Origin of the sequence: Microbacterium sp. CBA3102 (assembly GCF_007954505.1) — a bacterium.
In the GTDB taxonomy this organism is placed as follows: Bacteria; Actinomycetota; Actinomycetes; order Actinomycetales; family Microbacteriaceae; genus Microbacterium; species Microbacterium aurugineum.
On record NZ_CP042412.1, the window covers coordinates 3,140,511 to 3,155,296 of the forward strand.

Here is a 14,786-nt window from a genome sequence, read left to right on the forward strand (position 1 = left end):
TCAACCGATACCCCGGGCCGCCAGCGCGTCACCGACCTCGTCCGCATGACGCAGGGCCAGCACGAGCAGCGGGACGACCGCGCGCACCCCCAACCGCACGCCGCGGGCGCGCTCCGCCTCCCGGAGGCGCTCGAGGAACCCGGCCATCACCGGGATCGTCGTGAGGGTGAGTGAGACGGTGAGGGCCGCGGCATCGGGATCCACCCCGAAACGGTGGAGCGGCCGCAGGACGCGACGGAGCACAGCGAGGAGGTCGGACACTCGCGTCGTGAGCGTCAAGAGACTCGCAAGGAGGAGCACGGCGACGACTCGCCCCGTGTTGACCCAGGCGGCGGAGAGCGAGACGAAGACCGCCAGAGCGACGCCGAGCACGACGACGAGCCAGCGCAGACGCCAGATCTCGACGAACGGCACCCGGAGCGGGAGACCGCCGATGGCGTACAGCGCCAGCACGAGGGTCAGGGATACGGTGATGCTGAGCGGGTCATGCGGGTACAGCGACAGGACGAGGGATCCGAGCGCCAGGGCCGCCAGCTTGAACGTGACACGAGCCCGATAGAGAATGCCGTGCCCGGGAATGTACAGTGCGATCATGCGCACGCCCGACGGTAGGCCTCGATCACCGTCGCCGGCTCACCCACGGTACTGACCCGCCCCTCCTCGAACAGCACGACCGCCTCGCAGCGCGCGGCCAGCTCGAGATCGTGCGTCACGACCACCACCTGGGACGGCTGCGCGAGCAGGAGATCGCCGATGCGGCGCGCGTTGCGGAGATCGAGGAGAGTCGTCGGCTCATCGGCCACGATCAACTCGGGCTCGGTGATGAGCACGGAAGCGAGCGCGAGCATCTGCTTCTGTCCGCCGGACAGACTCGACGCCGGGACATCGGCGTGGCGCGCCAGACCATGCGCGTCGAGCGCCGCGCGCACCAGCGCGTCCGCCTCTGCTTTCGGACGCCCGCGCACCGAGAGCGCGAGATCTTCAGCCGGTGTCGGCATGAGGATCTGCGCGTCGGGATTGGTGAACACGAACCCCACACGCCTGCGGACGTCCGCCCGATCCCGCTGCGGATCGATCCCGTGTACCGACACGTGACCGCGGCTCGGTGCCACCAGCCCGTTCAGAAGCCGCACGAACGTCGACTTCCCCGACCCGTTCGCTCCGATCACGGCGATCGTGGGGGCGCTCAGCTCCAGCGTGACGTCCTCGAGCACGGAGCGACCATCGAACTCCACCGACACCCCGTCGACCGCGATCACACCGTGTGCGACCGGGGTTCGTCCTGCCATCGTCATCGCTTCCTCCGCTGCCGCGCCCGTGAACCTGAACAGTGTTCACCTGAACGCCGTTCACTATAATGGGCGCATGACCCCCGACCCCAATCCGGCCCGACACGATCGAGACAGCGTCGCCCGCAACGCGCTCGAACTCCTGGATGAGGTCGGGCTCGCGGACCTCTCGATGCGGCGCATCGCCGGTCGGCTCGACGTCCAGCCGAGTGCCCTGTACTGGCACTTCGCGAGCAAACAGGAGCTGCTCGCCGAACTCGCCGATCGCATCACGGCGTCGATCCCCCTCCACGGCACCGACGTCTTGGAGACCGCACGCGGGATCCGCGACGCCCTGTTCGCCTATCGCGACGGCGCGGAACTGGTGCTCAGCACCTATGCCCTGCAGCTCGGCTCATCGCACGCCCAGTCTGCGCTGACACAGGCGCTGCGGGCCCAGGGAGCGATCGATGCCGACGAGCGTGGTGCCGCCCTCCTGCACTTCGTCCTCGGGCACGCCACCCTCGTCCAGCAGAGAATGCACGCCGACAGTCACGGAGCACTGCTCCCCACCCCGGAGCCCGATGTCACGGCCGGGCTCGACCGGGTCTTCGACCTCGGTGTCCGCGCCCTCGCCGGCGAACTCAGCGCGCGGGCGACTCCGACGCCTCCCCGAGGCTGAGTCCGGGATCCTCGGCTACCACAGTGAGCGGTGCCGCCCCGTGGAGCGACGACCACGCACGTCTCAGCGTCGGTCCCGGGGTCAGCGATCGACGAGCGCGGCGATGCGCTCGACTGCTTCGGTGAGAATCTCCGGACTCGTGCCGAAGTTCAACCGAACGTGCCCGGCGCCTTCGATCCCGAACGCGGGGCCGAAGTGCAGAGCGACTTTGGCGTCCCTCAGGATACGTCGTGCGGGGTTCTCCCCCCATCCCAGGGCGGAGAGGTCGATCCAGGCAAGGTATCCCGCCTCGGGTATGCGATAGCGCGCGCCGGGCAGATGCGAGGCGAGCAGGTCTTCGAGGAGGACGCGATTCTCGTCCAGGGTGCGCAGCAGACCGTCGAGCCACTCATCGCTCTCTTCCGAGAACGCGGCGACGGCAGCCAGGAGCCCGAACTGCCCCGTGCGCCACTCGACTTCCACCGGAAGACCCCGCACGACCGCGGTCGTCTCCTCATCGGCCGTGACCATCAGCGCGCACTTGAGCCCGGCGAGGTTGAACGCCTTGCTGGCGCTGACCACCGCGTATCCGACCCGTCGAGCGGCGTCGCTCGCGGCGAGGAAAGGAGTGAACCCCGTCCCGGGCTGTGCGAGCGGCGCATGGATCTCGTCCGAGATGACCGCGACGCCGAACTCCTCGGCCAGGTCCGCGAGAGCAGCCAGACTCTCCCGAGCGTGCACGCTTCCGGTCGGATTGTGCGGATTGCACAGCAGCATCGCCGTCGCGCCGTCTTCGAAGGCGCCGCGGATCCCAGCGAGGTCGAGCTCCCACCCGATCCCCGTGTCGCGCAGCGGCACCCTCTCGACCTCGGCACCGGACTCGGCGACCAGGTCGTAGAAGGGCGGATACACCGGCGGGGTCACGACGACTCGCTCGCCCGGCTGGGTCACCCGACGCAGGATCTCGACGAGGCCCATGCTGACATCCGCGGTGCTGCGCATGCGGGCGGGATCCGGGGACCACCCGTAGCGGCGCGCCGCGAACGCCGCGAACGACTCGGCGAGGGGTGTCCGGGAGGCCACGTAACCGGTGTCGCCGACCTCCACCGCGCGCTGCAGCGCGGCGGAGACGGCAGGTGCGAGCGGGAAATCGGTCTCTGCGACGAAGAGCGGAAGCACGTCGGCCGGGTACTCGCGCCACTTCTCGCTGCTGCGCTCACGGAGTTCTGCCAGAGGCAGCGCCTTCACCTGAAGCATTCGTTCTCCCGAGATTCGACACACGCCATCGCGGTGTCCTCCGAACCGGCGCGCGTCGATGACGCCGACCGACGGTCCTCCGTGACGGTCAGATCGCGAAGCCGAGAGCGCGCATCATGTCGCGCCCGTCGTCCGTGATCCGCTCCGGACCCCACGGCGGCATCCAGACCCAGTTGACAACTATGCTCACTGTTCGTAAATCCTCTTTCATCAGGGATTTAAGCCATATCATAACGCCAAAATCACCTCAGGTCGACACAAAATCAGACACAGTTTGCCGCTCAAACCATCGAGAGCACTGGCGCTGTGAAACCGCCAGTTGAGACGAAGATTTTTGTCGTGAGAAGTCCAGAGGGCTGCGCTCTCCGTCCTACCGCAACGGAGTATTCAGCACCCTATTTCACGCCTCGTGTCGTGCTCCGGCCCTTACCGTCATAGAGGATCTCACGGTCGATTCTCGCTGCGAGTGATGACGGATCATCCTCAGCCTCGATCGCTACGTCGCGAATCACTCCCCCGGGGATTCGCACCTCGACGTACGTGAGTCCGCCGGTCCACGGCTGAGTCGAGATGATGGTGATCCGGCAGTTGCGATCCACGGTCGGCGAGAGTATCTCGAGTGCGAGGAACGCCAAGTTCTTCGGATGACGAAGCGACCGCGGGAGAGCTTCCCAACGCTCCGATACTGACCTTGCATCACTCGCCACGCGTACCAGTCTTCCAGCAATCGCCCCTTGGCGCATAGGCTCGGCAGCTGGACTACAACGAGATCGATGGCCCGGCCAGTGTCCCGATCCGTTGCCCGGATCCACCGGTCAGTGTGGACCCCTTGGGTGCCAGATCAAGTCTTTGTGTCCGGCGCACGGTGGGAACTCGATCGTTGATCCGTTCGAGGTACAACGATGAGCTCGGCGAGATGTTCGCGTACGACGTCGAGGGCCACTCATCCAACGGCAGTACCGAAGCAGTGGACGGCCTCATCAAACTCTCCCGCTCGGTCGCCGGCAGCCTCCACCCGCACGTCGGCCGTTCAACCCTGCGCCGGCGTCTCCAACGACGCGTGGTATTGCTGATACCCGAGGAGCTTCGAGTGCAGGTCAAAGCCGAGTTGGACGAGTTTGTCAGTCTGCACTTCGTGTTCTTTGCGCGCAGCCATGGAAGCGATGGGATCGAGCTTCGTGGAGTAGTGCTCGTCTTCAGTCCAGGCCACGCGGAGGAACTGCCCGAACCATGCCTCCGCAGCGTCGGACAACACCGAGAGCTGCTCCTTGAGCGCCGGGTTGTGCGGGGCTCGCGTTCGTGGCAGTTCGGACAACTCCCGCACCACGTTGACGAGCTCTCGCGGGATCTTGTACGGGAAGAAGTCAGCGAGCTCGTTGAGGACGGTCGCGTCGGACGCATACTCGTTGAGCTTGTCCGCGAGGGCGCGATCGGACTCGCCCATACGAGCTTCCATCGCAGCGGTGGACGCCTCCACGGCTTCCGCAGCCTTGCGCGCCTCGAGGTCAGCGCGCATCCGGGCCTCCGCCGCACGTGCTTCGGCATCTTCGGCCCGGATCTTCTCCCTCGCCGCATCAGCTCGCGCGTCCGTCAGCACCTTCTGCACGGCGGCCAGTCGCGCATGCAGCAGCACCACCGCAGTCGTCAGCATGAGTAGCGCGACCCAAATAGTCCAGACCGCATGCTCGTTGACCCACGCCACACCCTGCAGCGATGGCAGAAGGATCGTGAGGACCGCGGCCACGAAAGTGCCCAAGGCAGCGACAGGCTTGAATACGAAGAATTTTGCGCGGGCTGGCATGACCCGAGACTAGCGGCGAGGTCCAGCGTCGTATGCCGCCGATAGCATCTGAGACATGGACAAGCGGTACCAGGTATTCATCAGCTCGACCTTTGTCGACCTTGTCGACGAGCGCCGCGAGGTGATGCAGGCGCTCCTCGAGTTGGACTGCATGCCTGCCGGCATGGAACTTTTTCCGGCGGGCAACGAGGACCAGTGGACACTGATCAAGGGCGTCATCGAGCAGAGCGACTATTACCTGGTGATCATCGGCGGCCGGTACGGCTCCATGACCGAGGAGGGCATCAGCTACACCGAGAAGGAGTACGACTATGCCGTCGAGCTCGGTATCCCCGTGATGGGCTTCGTCATCGCTGATCCCGAGAAGGTGGAGGTCGGCAAGACCGACAAGAACGAGGCAGCGAGGCAGAAGCTCGATGAGTTCCGCGCTAAGGTCCAGACACGGATGACCAAGGACTGGAAGAATGCGGAGGACCTCGGGTCAAAGGTCACTCGCGGCCTGATCCATCTGATCAAGAACAACCCGCGGCCCGGCTGGGTACGAGGCGATCGGGCCATGACGCCGGAGACCCGCGCTGAGATCGCGGAGCTGGAAGCGAAGATCGCCAAGCTCGAGAAGCAGGAGCTCGAGGCGACTACTTCACCGGCCACGCAGCTTGATGACAACTTCGCGCACGGTGAGGAGCAGGTTGAGCTGACAGTGATTCATACTGGCCGACAGTCCTTCAGGTCCTATGAAGAAGAAGGATCATTGGAATACAGCTGGGATGAGATCTTCGAAGTGCTCGGACCGTTCATGCTCGATGAGGCTTCCGAGCCCGTCCTCCGCGCGACATTGGAAAGCCACATACTGCGCGACATACTTGCCGAGGACAGCAACTGGGACAAGAACTGGGAATACGATAAGGTCACCGTATCCGACAAGTCCTGGGGCTCGATCATCGTGCAGTTGCGTGCGCTCAGACTGATCACCAATGGGACGAAGAAGCGCACTGTCAGCGACCGGGCCGTCTACTGGAAGCTCACTCAAGCTGGGGACGACTACCTCGTCTCGCTCCGGGCTGTGCCGAGTGCGGTGAAGACAGTCGCGTAGCGTCGACCGCTCAGGCACGAACCCGTCCGAGGAGCGCCTCGACGATACCGCTGTCTCGTGTGCGCGCGCGGACGATCCGCTTCGCTCTGAGGAGGAACTCGGACTTCGCGATAACAACGAGCTTCAGCCCGTTCGCCGGCACGAGCTCCCTCTTGCGGGCGTCGTAGAGGCGGCGCTGTTCGCCGCGTCCAACCTGGAACTCGACGACGAGGCCAAACTCATTCCAGTCGCCGTTGACCGGCAGCTTCGTTCCCAGCGGTCGGTTCGGCGACGAGTCGCCGCGGACCCAGTCGACGAGCCTTGTACGACCTCTTGGAGTTCGATTACCCCGTCCGGCTGCGTCATCTAGTCGAAGAGGACCCTCGAACCTGCGATGCTGTCGCTGTGGTCGCCGTGGCCGGCGCGGCCAGGACCAATCAGTCCGGGAACGGCCGCCACCAGACGGTGTCGGACTCGTCGTCGGTAGGTTGTTCCTCGTCTATCGGCTGAAATCCGGCTGCTGCGAGAGCACGCTCGAGCTTGCGCAGGCCTGCTTCGCGCTCGTCTCCCTCCGGGCGCGGGGCACCTTTGACCAGAGGCAGCGGCTCGGGGAACACGACGACGATCGTTTCCGTCGGTTCGAGCTGGAGCACGTCCAGCAGGTCGTCCACCAGCGCGCCGAGAAGCTTCTGGCCGCGGTACTCGGGTTCGAGCGTCGCCCGGTCGAGCATGACCACTGCGTCGAGGATTCGATCGCCTTCGTGCTCCTCGACGAGCTTCTGCGCGGCATAGCCGAGGATCATCCCGTCGGCGCTCAGGGCATCGCCGGCATCGGCGACGTCGGAGTAGACCTCCCGGGTGAGCCAGCCGCTGAGCCGCCCGATTTCTCGGGGCTCGGCGTCGTCGTCGCCGGCGTAGCGCACCGTCGCGCTGAAGCCCCGCAAGACGTCGGCATCAGCGTCGCAGCGATAGATGCTCACCGACGTGTCCAGCCAGCCAGGGTCAATCGCGTCCATGCGCAAATCATTCCACCCGCGTAGGACATTCGCCTCGCTCAGCCGCCGCGCGGGAGATCGACTACGAAAGGCGCGCGTGGGTCAGCGACTCCCGCTTGCGCACGTAGACGGCGGTGTCCGGGAGCCCGGTAGCATGAGCCCGTGGGAGATGAAGACCGTCCAGACGTCAAGCGCATCCGCCTCACCGGCGCGCGCTTCGATGGAGGTCGTCTGCCCATCGACTCGCTCTCCGAGCTCCAGGACTACCAGAAAGTCGTGCGCATCGCCGCGGCGGCGCAATGGCGAAGCGAGCACCCCGGTGAGGAACTGCCGGCCGGCTTCGCTGGGGCGGTAAGCCTGACGATCGAGGAGATCCACGAAGGCAGCGCCGACGTCTTCCTCTCCTTCGAGCAGCAACAGGAGTACGTGCAGTATCAGGCCGAAGCTCAGGACGCGAGCGCCATGGTCAACAGCGTGATCGCAGCCGCGTACCGCGACGAGGATGTTCCAGACCTTCCCGTGCTTTCGCCGGAGGAGGATTCGCTCTTCTTCGAGACGCTGTCGCATCTCGGCGGCACCCTCACCCCCGAGCAGTCGATGGAGTTCTACATCGACGGGCCCGACGCCGCTCCGGTCACGGTGACGGTCGAGACGCGCAAGACCGCGATCCTCAGGCTGGCGAAGATCGACTCTTTTCTTCAATCGCCCGAGGAGACGCCGACTTCGAAGCTCCAGAAGGACGAGCAGAGCCTCATCGGCCGAATCACCTTGCTGGACGCGAACAAGATGTCGTACGAGCTGGCGCTTCCAGACGGGCACAAGATCCGTGGCCACTACCGCAACGCGCCGACGCTTCTCGAAGACTTCCGCAAGGTGCTGAACTCGGAAGAGCAGGGGCCGCTGACGCGCATCACCGGCGAGCTCCAGCGGAAAGCGGATGGATCCATCTGGCGGTTCTGGGAGACGCGCTCGCTCGAGCAGGTCGAGTTCGACGACACCGTATGGGGCGCTCGGCTCGCAGAGCTTGCGGGCCTGGCCCCGCAGTGGGACGGGGCCGCGGCCGGGCAGGTCTCGTCGGTCTCCCTCGACGCCGCGCAGCTCCTGCTGCGCGAGATTGACGCGACGGGGAAACCCGCACCTGGCATCTTCCCGACCGAGGACGGCGGAGTACTCCTCGAATGGAGCAGCCCTGCCGCGGTCCGAAGCATCGAGATCCTCGAGGACGGCACGTTCGAGACCTTCACAATCACGTCGGGCCAACAGACCGGCGAGCACGACAGCACTGGCGACCTGAGCGTCGTCGTCGCGTTCATCAGGGCGGACGAGGCATGACCGCTCCCGACGTTGAGCTCCTGCAAGGAGAACGGCTGATGACGGACGCCGACGAGCTCGCCTACCGACAGCTCACTCCCAAGATGCTCGAGCAGAACGGAAAGCCGTCGTCGCATGTCTTCGGGCCCAGCAGCGCGGACGGCGGCAAGCCGTCCTACTCCCGGTCGAGCATCGTGACGCCGCAGGCCGCACGCAACTGGCACACGGCGTATGCGAACACGCCGTCGGCAGGCGTATGGGCGGTGTCTGTGAGCGAGGTGATCGAGACTGGACGCTACCTCGTTGACGACTCGGACACACCGCTTCCAGCGAACGTTCGGCGGGCTCCGGGCCACTGCTTCGTCGACTTCCGTGGTCTGCCTAAACCCCGGATCAGGGAGATCCGGGCAGTGCTTCTCATGCGTGCCCTCGAGCGCGGGGAGATCCCGACCGAGGAGCCACTGGCCGACGGCGAACTGATCGCAGAAACCGCCTGACGGCCGGGAACCCGACAGCCTGGCCAAATGGAGTACGACGAGCTCGGCGTCGTAGAGGGCGCGCCGATCCGCGTGCCACCAGCGACCTCTACCGGACGTGCTCGATCTGCGGCGGCGATTGCGAGCCGGATGTGTCGTTCGTACAGATGAGCACGGCGCGAGGATCGCGTTCGTGTGCCCGACGCAGGGGGTGCAGAGTCTGGTCGACCCGCTCCAACACCTCCGTTTAGGGTCAGCCTTCAGCTTCGCGCAGAGCGGCTTCGAGGTCTTCACGCTTCGTGCCGACCGGACCGGTCGCCATGGCGGTGAGCACCATGGTGCGCTCGGGCTTCGCGAGCACTGGCGCGGCGAACACCTCTGGATGGAGTTCCATGAGACCGACGTTGCAGCAGTTGCGGATGAAGTTCAGAGTCGCCACCGCCACGCGTGCGATGTTCGTGATTAGCAGGACGGCAGCGAAGTATCGCGAGTCGAGACCATGCTCCCCGACGCGCTCAACCGCATCGATGTCGCCATGGCCGAAATCGCAGTACAGCCAAGCGTCGGCCAGGGTCGTGTCGGGGATCAGCGCGCCGAGCGGCCCAGCAGCGGAGCCGACCTGCGACGCAAGCCCGAGCGTCGCGCCGGACTTGGGGTCAAGCTTCGACCAAGCCTCGGCGAGTTCATCGAGGTGCGCCAGACGCTGGGGATCCGCGGCCACGTGCGGGCGCAGCGAGTCCAGGACCTTCTTGAAGTGCAGGTCGTCGCGCAACATCAGGAACGGGCGGCACCGGCCTGCCAGCGATTCGAAAGCCTCCTCCTTCGGCAGCGAGATCCTCACCGTGGACTCGCCGCCAGGGACGATCGAGAACTTCAGCGTCCCACGGCACCATGCAAGGAAGTGATCTTGGTCGGAGAGGAGGGAGTGGTCGGCGACACGGCGGGCACGGAAGACATACCATTCCAAGGTTCGTCGGGCCTTGTCCGGGTTCATAATCTTTAGCCGATCGAGTTGTCGCCCGATCTCCCTTCGGAGCGCCGTCACTTGATCAGCATGGGCTGCTGCCGGCAATACTACCGGTGCCTTCTACCGATCGAAGACGACCTGTGAGCCGCTACCGGTTGCCCCCGCAGCGCCCAGATCCAGCTCTCCGTCGGCGTAATCCCGCAGGCCAGGTCGACCAGCTCACGCCGCGGCTCGGCGAAGACCGCCCATTCTGCCCCGTCGGGGTCGATGCAGTTGCCCGGGTCGCGGCGCACGGGACCTCGGCTTCTGCGGCATCGCCCTGGCGACCGCCTTGCCCTTAGCGACCGCCTTGCCCTTTCGCGAGATCGCCCACGGCGGGACCTCGGCCTGAGCCGTGTCGAGGGGTTCCGAGGCCGCGGAGGATCCGACGAGGACGATCGAGGGGTGCATCCATACCGACTTGATTCTGCACCTTGCAGTACCCGCGATCCCCCTCCATCACCCTGGGCTATCCTGCGATGTCCTGGCCTGCCCACCTCGCATTTCCACCGTGATCGCCCTTCAGCACCCGCCAGCACCCTCTCTGACCCCGGACGTGATGTTAACCGCCACATATGGACACAAAACTCACCACATCATCTGTAGATTACTCAGCTACGCGCGCGTTCGCAGCGGCGCAGCCGTCAGCCAGATCGCGCGGCGTGAGCGTTCGCAATTGACCCGAGATATCCGTAACGACAGCGAGTCGGGTGCAAAAAAAGGCACTCTGACCTGGGGTAACCCAGGTCAGAGTGCCAAGGCACGATCAGATCGCAAAACCGAGGGCCCGCATCATGTCACGGCCGTCGTCGGTGATCCGCTCCGGACCCCATGGTGGCATCCAAACCCAGTTGATCCGGAAGCGATCGACGACGCTGTCCAGAGCCTGAGCCGTCTGGTCCTCGAGGACATCGGTGAGCGGGCACCCGGCGCTGGTCAGCGTCATGTGGATGACGAGAGCATCGTTCTCGTCATCCCAGGCGAGGTCGTAGATGAGGCCGAGGTCGACGACGTTGATCCCGAGCTCGGGGTCCATGACGTCTTTGAGAGCCTCGGTGACCGCGTCGTACTTCTCGTCCGTGAGGGTCGCTGTCATGCGATCAGCCTACGCCTCGATAGGGGCTGCAGGGTCGAGGAAACGGTCGTATCCCTCGTTCTCCAGCCGGTCGGCGAGCTCCGGGCCGCCCTCTTCCACGATCTTGCCCGCGACGACCACGTGGACGAAGTCGGGACGGATGTAACGGAGGATGCGGGTGTAGTGGGTGATCAGCAGCACGCCGAGCCCGGTGGACTCCTTCGCACGGTTGACACCTTCGGAGACGATCTTCAGCGCGTCGACGTCGAGGCCGGAGTCGGTCTCGTCGAGGACCGCGAACTTCGGCTTGAGCACCTCGAGCTGCAGGATCTCGTGACGCTTCTTCTCACCGCCGGAGAAGCCCTCGTTGACATTGCGCTGCGCGAACTTCGGGTCCATGCGCAGGTTCGACATGGCGGCCTTGACGTCCTTGGTCCACCCGCGGATCGCCGGTGCTTCGCCGTCGAGCGCGGTCTTCGCAGTACGCAGGAAGTTCGTCACCGTGACGCCGGGGATCTCCACCGGGTACTGCATCGCGAGGAACAGTCCTGCGCGAGCGCGCTCGTCGACGCTCATCTCCAGGACGTCCTGGCCGTCGAAGGTGATCGAACCGGAGGTCACCGTGTACTTCGGGTGACCTGCGATCGTGTAGGCCAGGGTCGACTTGCCGGAGCCGTTGGGGCCCATGATGGCGTGGGTCTCACCGGTGTTCATGGTGAGGTTGATTCCGTTGAGGATCGGGGTGGTCCCCGCCTCGGTCTCGACCGTCACGTGCAGGTCGCGGATCTCGAGAACAGACATTCTTCAGACTTCCTTAATCACAGTCGGATCGATGAGCACGTCGTCGCCGTCGATCTGGACGACGTAGACCGGGACGGGCTCATATGCGGGGAGATTCTGGGGCTTGCCGGTGAGCAGCGAGAAGGCCGAGCCGTGCGCCCAGCACTCCACGGTGTCTCCCTCGACGAACCCCTCGGACAGCGAGATGTCGCCGTGGGTGCAGGTGTCGCCGATGGCGTGGATGACTCCGTCACCGTCCTTGATCACGGTGATGGGCACACCACCCGGGTCGACGCGCAGAGGCGTGTCCTGCTCGAGGTCGGCGACACCGCAGACGCGTTCGGCGGTCATGCACTCACCTCGGCGAGCTCCGCCTCGATCGCCGCCAGCAACTCGGTCTCGAGAGCGGGGATGCCGAGACGCTGCACGATGTCGGTGAGGAAGCCGAGCACGACGAGTCGTCGCGCTTCTTCTTCCGTGATACCGCGGGCCTGGAGGTAGAAGAGCTGCTCGTCGTCGAAACGACCGGTGGCGCTGGCATGGCCCGCACCGAGGATGTCGCCGGTCTCGATCTCGAGGTTCGGGATCGAGTCGGCGCGCGCGCCCTCGGTCAGCACCAGGTTGCGGTTCGCCTCGTAGGAGTCGGTGCCCGTCGCGTCTGCACCGATGAGCACGTCGCCGATCCAGACGCTGTGGGCGCTCTGTCCCTGCAATGCCCCCTTGTAGAGGACGTCGCCCTTCGTGTGCGGCCCCTTGTGGTGCAGATACACCTGGCTCTCCAGGTGCTGCCCGGCGTCCGCGTACGAGAGGCCATAGAGGTACCCCTCGGAGCCGGCGCCGGCGAGCTCGACACTCGGGTTGACCCGCACGACGCCGCCACCGAAGCTGACCACGAAATGCTTGAGGGTCGCATCCGCGCCCACCCTGGCCTGGTGCGCGGCGGCGTGCACGGCGTCATCGGCCCACTGCTGCAGGCTGATGACGGTGAGCTTCGCCCCGTCGCGGACGATGATCTCGACGTTCTGCGCGTACTGCGCTGAGCCAGTGTGCTGGAGGACGACCGTCGCCGCGCTGTGCTCGAGCGCTTCGATGACGATGTGCGCATCGGCCCGACGCTCAGCGCCCAGCCCCGTGATGGCGATGAAGATCGGCTCTGCGACCTCCTCTTCACGCGGGATGCGCACATGAAGGGCCTCGGAGCTGCCCTGCCAGGCGACGGCGGCCGTGATGTCCTCCGCGAGGAAGACCTCACCACGGGGCTCCGCGCCGACGGCGAGCGGGGCGGCGATGTACTGCTCCCCTGCGCTGTGCGCGTAGCTGACGCCGTCGTTCGGTGACGCGACCTCGAACAGCGGCGTGAGCTGCGCGATCGGGGTGTGCTTCCAGTTGACCTCGCGCCCGGTGGGGGCGCCGAAGTCGGAAGGTTCGAAGGAGTGCGGCCGCTCCGAGCGGGTCTGCACCGGGACGAATCCGGCTTCTGCGACCTGGGCCGCGGGGTCGATGTGCGCGTTCGTGTGCTGCGCCTCGGCAGGCGCTGTCGTAGCGGCGGTCACTAGCCGACCGATCCTTCCATGCCCATCTCGATGAGCTTGTTCAGTTCCATCGCGTATTCCATGGGCAGCTCGCGTGCGATCGGCTCGATGAAGCCGCGCACGATCATCGCCATCGCCTCGTCCTCGGGCATTCCGCGCGACTGCAGGTAGAACAGTTGCTCCTCGCTCACCTTCGAGACCGTGGCCTCGTGGCCGAGCTGCACGTCGTCGACACGGATGTCGATCGCCGGGTAGGTGTCGGAGCGTGACTTGGTGTCGACGAGCAGCGCGTCGCATCGCACGGTGTTCGCCGAGTGGTGCGCCGCGGCGTCCACGCGCACCTCGCCGCGATAGCCGGCGCGCCCGCCGCCACGCGCGATCGACTTCGAGACGATCGACGACTGGGTGTACGGCGCCATGTGGATCATCTTCGCGCCCGCGTCCTGGTGCTGACCGGGGCCGGCGAAGGCGACCGAGAGCGTCTCCCCCTTGGCGTGCTCGCCCATCAGATAGATCGACGGGTACTTCATCGTCACCTTGGAGCCGATGTTGCCGTCGACCCACTCCATGGTCGCTCCCTCGTGCGCCACGGCGCGCTTGGTGACCAGGTTGTAGACGTTGTTCGACCAGTTCTGGATCGTCGTGTAGCGCACGCGGGCGTTCTTCTTCACGATGATCTCGACGACGGCCGAGTGCAGGGAGTCCGACTTGTAGATCGGAGCCGTGCAGCCCTCGATGTAGTGGACGTAGCTGCCCTCGTCGGCGATGATCAGGGTCCGCTCGAACTGGCCCATGTTCTCGGTGTTGATCCGGAAGTACGCCTGCAGCGGGATCTCGACATGCACGCCCTTGGGGACGTAGACGAAGGAACCGCCCGACCACACGGCCGTGTTGAGCGCGGCGAACTTGTTGTCACCCGCGGGGATGACGGTGCCGAAGTACTCCTCGAAGAACTCCGGGTGCTCACGCAGAGCCGTGTCGGTGTCCATGAAGATCACGCCCTGCTGCTCCAGGTCCTCGCGGATCTGGTGGTACACGACCTCGGACTCGTACTGAGCGGCGACACCGGCGACCAGGCGCTGACGCTCGGCCTCGGGGATGCCGAGCTTCTCGTAGGTGTCCCGGATCTCGGCCGGAAGGTCTTCCCAGGACTGCGCCTGCTTCTCCGTGGAGCGGACGAAGTACTTGATGTTGTCGAAGTCGATCTCGCTGAGGTCTGCGCCCCACGTCGGCATCGGCTTGCGCCCGAAGAGCTGATATCCCTTGAGACGGGTCTTCAGCATCCACTCGGGCTCGTTCTTGAGGGCCGAGATGCCGCGGACGACCTCTTCCGAGATACCGCGTTTCGCGATGGCACCCGCAGCGTCCTCATCGTGCCAGCCGAACTCGTACACCCCCAGACCGTCAAGCTCCGGGCGGTCGATCAGTACATCCGACATCCAACACTCTCCTCACAGGTCCCAAACGGTGTCATCCGCCCCGACACACCTGATCCCCGTCGAGTCTGCGGGAGCGGGTGCCGTTGGTGGGCCCTCATCACCGGCGCTTCCAT

At 65.5% G+C, this 14,786-nt stretch carries 16 protein-coding genes; 4 read left to right on the forward strand and 12 right to left on the reverse strand.

Going from position 1 to position 14,786, the window contains the following annotated elements; translation table 11 throughout:
- Together FGL91_RS15085 and FGL91_RS15090 are read right to left on the reverse strand one after the other, a co-directional pair.
- Positions 1-594 carry a CbiQ family ECF transporter T component gene (locus FGL91_RS15085; protein ID WP_153244214.1) on the reverse strand — a complete coding sequence of 198 codons (594 nt, stop codon included), beginning with the start codon at positions 592-594 and terminating at the stop codon, positions 1-3.
- On the reverse strand, positions 591-1,289 hold the full coding sequence (locus tag FGL91_RS15090; protein ID WP_322619398.1) for an ABC transporter ATP-binding protein: 699 nt from the start codon (positions 1,287-1,289) through the stop codon (positions 591-593). The genes FGL91_RS15085 and FGL91_RS15090 overlap by 4 nt, the downstream gene beginning before the upstream one ends.
- Before the next feature lie 76 nt (positions 1,290-1,365).
- On the opposite strand from FGL91_RS15090, the gene FGL91_RS15095 reads away from it, so the two are divergent.
- Entirely contained in the window at positions 1,366-1,950 is a 585-nt protein-coding gene (locus tag FGL91_RS15095) for a TetR family transcriptional regulator (protein ID WP_052193278.1), read from the forward strand.
- An 81-nt stretch (positions 1,951-2,031) separates the two neighbouring features.
- Here FGL91_RS15095 and FGL91_RS15100 read toward each other — a convergent pair whose 3' ends face one another.
- The 3 genes from FGL91_RS15100 to FGL91_RS15110 form a co-directional block, all read right to left on the reverse strand.
- Complete coding sequence (locus tag FGL91_RS15100; protein ID WP_153244216.1) at positions 2,032-3,186, reverse strand: MalY/PatB family protein; 1,155 nt, start codon at positions 3,184-3,186, stop codon at positions 2,032-2,034.
- A gap of 395 nt (positions 3,187-3,581) precedes the next feature.
- Positions 3,582-3,893 carry a hypothetical protein gene (locus FGL91_RS15105; protein ID WP_153244217.1) on the reverse strand — a complete coding sequence of 104 codons (312 nt, stop codon included), beginning with the start codon at positions 3,891-3,893 and terminating at the stop codon, positions 3,582-3,584.
- Between the two features lie 323 nt (positions 3,894-4,216).
- Positions 4,217-4,987: a hypothetical protein gene (locus FGL91_RS15110; protein ID WP_153244218.1), complete on the reverse strand. Its 771-nt coding sequence runs from the start codon at positions 4,985-4,987 to the stop codon at positions 4,217-4,219.
- 55 nt (positions 4,988-5,042) lie between these two features.
- Between FGL91_RS15110 and FGL91_RS15115 the strand changes: the two genes are divergently transcribed.
- On the forward strand, positions 5,043-6,080 hold the full coding sequence (locus FGL91_RS15115) for a DUF4062 domain-containing protein (protein WP_153244219.1): 1,038 nt from the start codon (positions 5,043-5,045) through the stop codon (positions 6,078-6,080).
- 416 nt (positions 6,081-6,496) lie between these two features.
- On the opposite strand, the gene FGL91_RS15120 is transcribed toward FGL91_RS15115, so the two are convergent.
- Positions 6,497-7,075 carry a hypothetical protein gene (locus tag FGL91_RS15120; RefSeq protein WP_153244220.1) on the reverse strand — a complete coding sequence of 193 codons (579 nt, stop codon included), beginning with the start codon at positions 7,073-7,075 and terminating at the stop codon, positions 6,497-6,499.
- A 141-nt stretch (positions 7,076-7,216) separates the two neighbouring features.
- Between FGL91_RS15120 and FGL91_RS15125 the strand changes: the two genes are divergently transcribed.
- Together FGL91_RS15125 and FGL91_RS15130 are read left to right on the forward strand one after the other, a co-directional pair.
- Positions 7,217-8,386, forward strand: coding sequence for a hypothetical protein (locus FGL91_RS15125; protein ID WP_153244221.1), 1,170 nt, complete (start codon positions 7,217-7,219; stop codon positions 8,384-8,386).
- Between the two features lie 38 nt (positions 8,387-8,424).
- The gene (locus FGL91_RS15130; RefSeq protein ID WP_153244222.1) at positions 8,425-8,862 is read left to right on the forward strand and encodes a hypothetical protein; all 438 of its coding nucleotides are present in this window, start codon (positions 8,425-8,427) and stop codon (positions 8,860-8,862) included.
- A gap of 232 nt (positions 8,863-9,094) precedes the next feature.
- Here the strand turns inward: FGL91_RS15130 and FGL91_RS15135 are convergent, their stop codons facing one another.
- The 6 genes from FGL91_RS15135 to sufB all read right to left on the reverse strand — a co-directional run bounded on the left by FGL91_RS15135 (position 9,095) and on the right by sufB (position 14,673).
- The gene (locus FGL91_RS15135; RefSeq protein WP_153244223.1) at positions 9,095-9,835 is read right to left on the reverse strand and encodes a hypothetical protein; all 741 of its coding nucleotides are present in this window, start codon (positions 9,833-9,835) and stop codon (positions 9,095-9,097) included.
- Between the two features lie 778 nt (positions 9,836-10,613).
- Positions 10,614-10,943, reverse strand: a complete 330-nt coding sequence (locus FGL91_RS15140; RefSeq protein ID WP_021200756.1) for a metal-sulfur cluster assembly factor — start codon at positions 10,941-10,943, stop codon at positions 10,614-10,616.
- A 9-nt stretch (positions 10,944-10,952) separates the two neighbouring features.
- Positions 10,953-11,723: a Fe-S cluster assembly ATPase SufC gene (gene sufC, locus FGL91_RS15145; RefSeq protein WP_047520007.1), complete on the reverse strand. Its 771-nt coding sequence runs from the start codon at positions 11,721-11,723 to the stop codon at positions 10,953-10,955.
- A gap of 3 nt (positions 11,724-11,726) precedes the next feature.
- Positions 11,727-12,053: a non-heme iron oxygenase ferredoxin subunit gene (locus FGL91_RS15150; protein ID WP_131491174.1), complete on the reverse strand. Its 327-nt coding sequence runs from the start codon at positions 12,051-12,053 to the stop codon at positions 11,727-11,729.
- Positions 12,050-13,255 (reverse strand): Fe-S cluster assembly protein SufD, encoded by a 1,206-nt coding sequence (sufD, locus tag FGL91_RS15155; protein ID WP_047520003.1) that lies wholly within the window; start codon positions 13,253-13,255, stop codon positions 12,050-12,052. The genes FGL91_RS15150 and sufD overlap by 4 nt, the downstream gene beginning before the upstream one ends.
- Positions 13,255-14,673 carry a Fe-S cluster assembly protein SufB gene (gene sufB / locus FGL91_RS15160; RefSeq protein WP_131491175.1) on the reverse strand — a complete coding sequence of 473 codons (1,419 nt, stop codon included), beginning with the start codon at positions 14,671-14,673 and terminating at the stop codon, positions 13,255-13,257. Before sufB ends, sufD begins: the two co-directional genes overlap by 1 nt.
- Between the last annotated feature and the right edge of the window lie 113 nt (positions 14,674-14,786).